The sequence below is a fragment of the Pseudoxanthomonas sangjuensis genome (assembly GCF_010211755.1).
Taxonomy (GTDB): Bacteria; Pseudomonadota; Gammaproteobacteria; order Xanthomonadales; family Xanthomonadaceae; genus Pseudoxanthomonas_A; species Pseudoxanthomonas_A sangjuensis.
The window spans coordinates 1-3,533 of sequence record NZ_PDWR01000047.1 but is presented as its reverse complement, the minus strand read 5'-3'; the positions used below and the strand labels follow the sequence as shown (position 1 = coordinate 3,533).

Below are 3,533 nucleotides of genomic sequence, written 5' to 3'. Positions count from 1 at the left end.
TGCGTCGAACACGGTGAACTTCGAGTACCTGCAGAAGGACAACGTGGGCGAGGCGACGCTGACCGAGACGCAGGGCTTCACCGGCGGAACGACGATCAACGCCGGCGCGCTGACCGTGGCCGGGACGTTGGAAACGCCGACCGTCGTGCTGGCCGACGACACGGCGCTCAACGTGGGCGGCACGCTGCAGGGCAACGGCGGCGGCTATGCCTCGATCACCGGCAGCGCCGGCGTCAATACGGTGACCGTGGCCGAAGGCGCACTGCTGCAGGGCAACGGCGACCTGGGCGGCGGCGACGACGTGCTCGACGTGGCGGGCGCGCTGGACAGCGATGGCGGCGTATTCCGGCTGGGCGATGGCGACGACATGTTCGTGGTGCACGACACCACGGTCATGCTCGGTACGGTCGATGGCGGTCTGGGCAACGACATGCTCAACGTCAATGTCAGCGGCGGCAATACGGTGCCGCTGGGCAGCCTGCTGGGCTTCGAGTCGCTGGGCAAGTCGGGCGACGGCACCCTGCAGATCAACGGCCCGTCGGAGTTCATCGACGTGGACGTGTTCGGAGGCGTGCTGGAAGTGAGCGCCAGCGGCAGCGTCGCGGCGCAGAACACGGCCGTGGCGTCGGGCGCGACCTTGCAGGTCGATGGCGCGTACACCGGCACCGCCGGCAACGACACACTGACGGTGGCCGGCATGGTGACGGGCAGCGGCACGGTGGCCCTGGGCGATGGCAACGACAGCTTCACGATCCAGGACGGCGCGGATCTGTCGGGCCTGCTCACGCCGGTCGACGGCGGCGCCGGCACCGACACCTTCAATGCCGACATCGCCGGCGAAGCCACGCTCGGCGGCGCGATCAACTTCGAGACGCTGACCAAGACCAACACCGGCACGCTGCACGTGGACGGCCCGGCGCCGTCGGCGTTCGCCACCGTGATCGTCGACTCGGGCACGCTCGATGTCGGCACGGACGGCAGCCTCGACGGCGTGCAGAGCACTTACGTGGCGATGGGCGCCACGCTCAACGTGGACGGCAGCTTCAGCGGCAGCGACGGCGACGACGTGATGGAAGTGGCCGGCACGGTCATGGGTAACGGCATCGTGGCGCTGGGCGATGGCGACGACCAGCTGGTGCTGATGGAAGGCGCCGACCTGGGCGGGCTGGCCAACGCCCTCGACGGCGGCGCGGGCACCGACACCGTCCAGTCCTACGTGGACACCACGATGGTGCTGGGCCCGACCGTCAACTTCGAGACGCTGGACAAGGGCGGCAATGGCGAGTTGATCGTCGCGGCCGACCAGGGCTTCGTCACCACGACGATCGACCAAGGCACGCTGACCGTCGCGGACGGCGTCGCCCTGAGCAGCCAGAACACCACCGTGAATGTGGGCGCGATCCTCGACGTGCAGGGCGCCTTCACCGGCACCGACGGCGACGACACGTTCGTGTCGATGGGCACGGTGAACGGCGCGCTGTCTTTCGGCGCGGGCGATGACGCCGCGCACTTCATCGGCGGCGATCTGAGCGGGCTGACCGGCGTGGACGGCGGCGCAGGCAGCGCCGACGTGCTGCGCTTCAGTGCGTTGAACCTGGAAGACGACAGTTTCGATCCGATGACGGGCTGGGAACGGGTGGAGCTGCTGGGCAACAGCAGCCTCACCCTGGGCAGCGCACTCGACCTCGCCGGCGGCACGCTGTTCATCGACAACACCTCGCTGTGGACCGCGAACGACGGCGCCAGCCTGGCCGGCAGCGTGGAGAACGCCGGTCGCATCGATGTGGGCACCAACCGCATGGCGATCAGCGGCAACTACACCGGCGGCGACGGCCTGTTGCAGGTAACCGTGTCGCCGGCCAACGGCACCAGCGGCGGCCTGGACATCGTCGGCAACGTCAGCGGCACCACCGGGGTGATCTTCGCCAGCGACGGCACCGACGTGACCCAGCCGACGAACATCCTGGTGATCTCGGCGCCGAACGCGGCGGCAGGGGCGTTCGTGCCCGCGCAGCCGGTGGATGGCTTCGTGCGGTTGGAAGGCAGCGTTTACCCGTGGACGTTCGAACAAAGCGGCATGGACCATAACTGGTACCTGGGTACCGACGGCGGCGGCGTGCTGCCGGAGATCCCCGGCTACGCGGTGTTGCCGACCGTCGGTGCACTGATGGCCCAGCAGGGCGACGACCTGGCGCACCAGCGTCTGGCCGGCGTGCGCGGCACCGACCGGCCGGAGTGCGGGCCGAAAGCGACCGCCGAACGGGCCGGGGCAGGCCTGGTCGACGACTGCAACGGCTTCTGGGTGGCGGCCGCGACCAACGAACTGGAACTGGGCGCCAATCCGGGCTTCGAATTGTCGGGCGACGACGTCGGTCTGTACGTGGGTTTCGATCAGGCCCTCGATCGCAACGACCGGGTCTTGCGATTCGGCGGCTACCTGGGCCTGCTGCACGCGAACTACTGGACCAGCGGCGTCAATTCGACCGATCTGCCCGGCGTGGGCGAGTCGGAGATCGACATGGATACGCCCGTGGCTGGCTTGTATTTCAGCAATCGATGGGCCAACGGCGCCTATGTCGATGTCGTCTGGAGCGGGCAGCGTCCACGCGCCTACGTGCGGACCGCGGACGGCTTCCACGAGCGCCTGGTCGGCAACAGCCTGACCCTGAGCACGCGGGCTGGCTGGCGTTACGCGCTGCAGGGCGGATGGGTGCTGGAACCGCAGGTGCAGGTCGAGGCGAGCCAGGTGCACTGGCAGGATACGGTGGATGCCGCGGGGCGATCGCTCGCGATCGACGACGACGTGGTCAGCTCCGCCCGCGCAGGACTGCGCGTGGAGAAGGCGTTCGAGACCGCGGGCGGCGCATCGATCCGGCCGTGGGCGATGCTGGCAGTGCAGGACGCCTTCGGCGAGAACGCCACCAGCCTGCAGGTAACCACCGCCGGGCCGAACGCAACGCCACAGCTGTTCCCGAACCACGACCGCGGCCTGGCGACGAGCCTGGACGTGGGCGTGGAGGCCACGCTCAACAAGAAGGTCAGCCTGTTCGGCGTGGTTTCGCTGGGTCAGGATCTGGAGGGCACCGACTACGAACATCGCGCGGCGAATGCGGGTATCCGGGTGCGCTGGTAGCGCTGCGTCCCGGTTGCGTCGCCATCGCAGCGGCGCAGCCGGCTCGGTTGCCCGATCGCAACCAGCGGCATCGGTACCGCGAAGCGTGCGATGTTCCGGCAGGGTTTTCGTCGGGGGAGAAACGCGATTCAGCCGAATGATGGATCGGCAGCCGCGCGTTCGGCCGCCTCGGAAAAGCGGTCAGGATTCGCCGGGCGGGCGGTTCGCACCGGCGGCCCGGCGGGCCCGCTGCTGCTGGTCCGGCAGGCAGCGAATCATATGGCGGCTTCCAGTTCCGGCAGCAGCTTGAACAGGTCGCCGACCAGGCCGATGTCGGCGACCTCGAAGATCGGCGCGTCGGCGTCCTTGTTGATGGCGACGATGGTGCCGGCGTCCTTGATCCCGGTCAGGTGCTGGATCG

1 protein-coding gene and 1 pseudogene are annotated in these 3,533 nt (G+C 68.9%); one reads left to right on the top strand and one right to left on the bottom strand.

Going from position 1 to position 3,533, the window contains the following annotated elements:
• On the top strand, window positions 1-3,133 hold a 3,133-nt coding region (locus tag CSC71_RS15150), incomplete at its 5' end, for an autotransporter outer membrane beta-barrel domain-containing protein (RefSeq protein ID WP_162375214.1).
• Between the two features lie 254 nt (window positions 3,134-3,387).
• On the opposite strand, the pseudogene CSC71_RS15620 reads toward CSC71_RS15150, so the two are convergent.
• Window positions 3,388-3,533, bottom strand: a pseudogene (locus CSC71_RS15620) (electron transfer flavoprotein subunit alpha/FixB family protein); the annotation flags it as partial.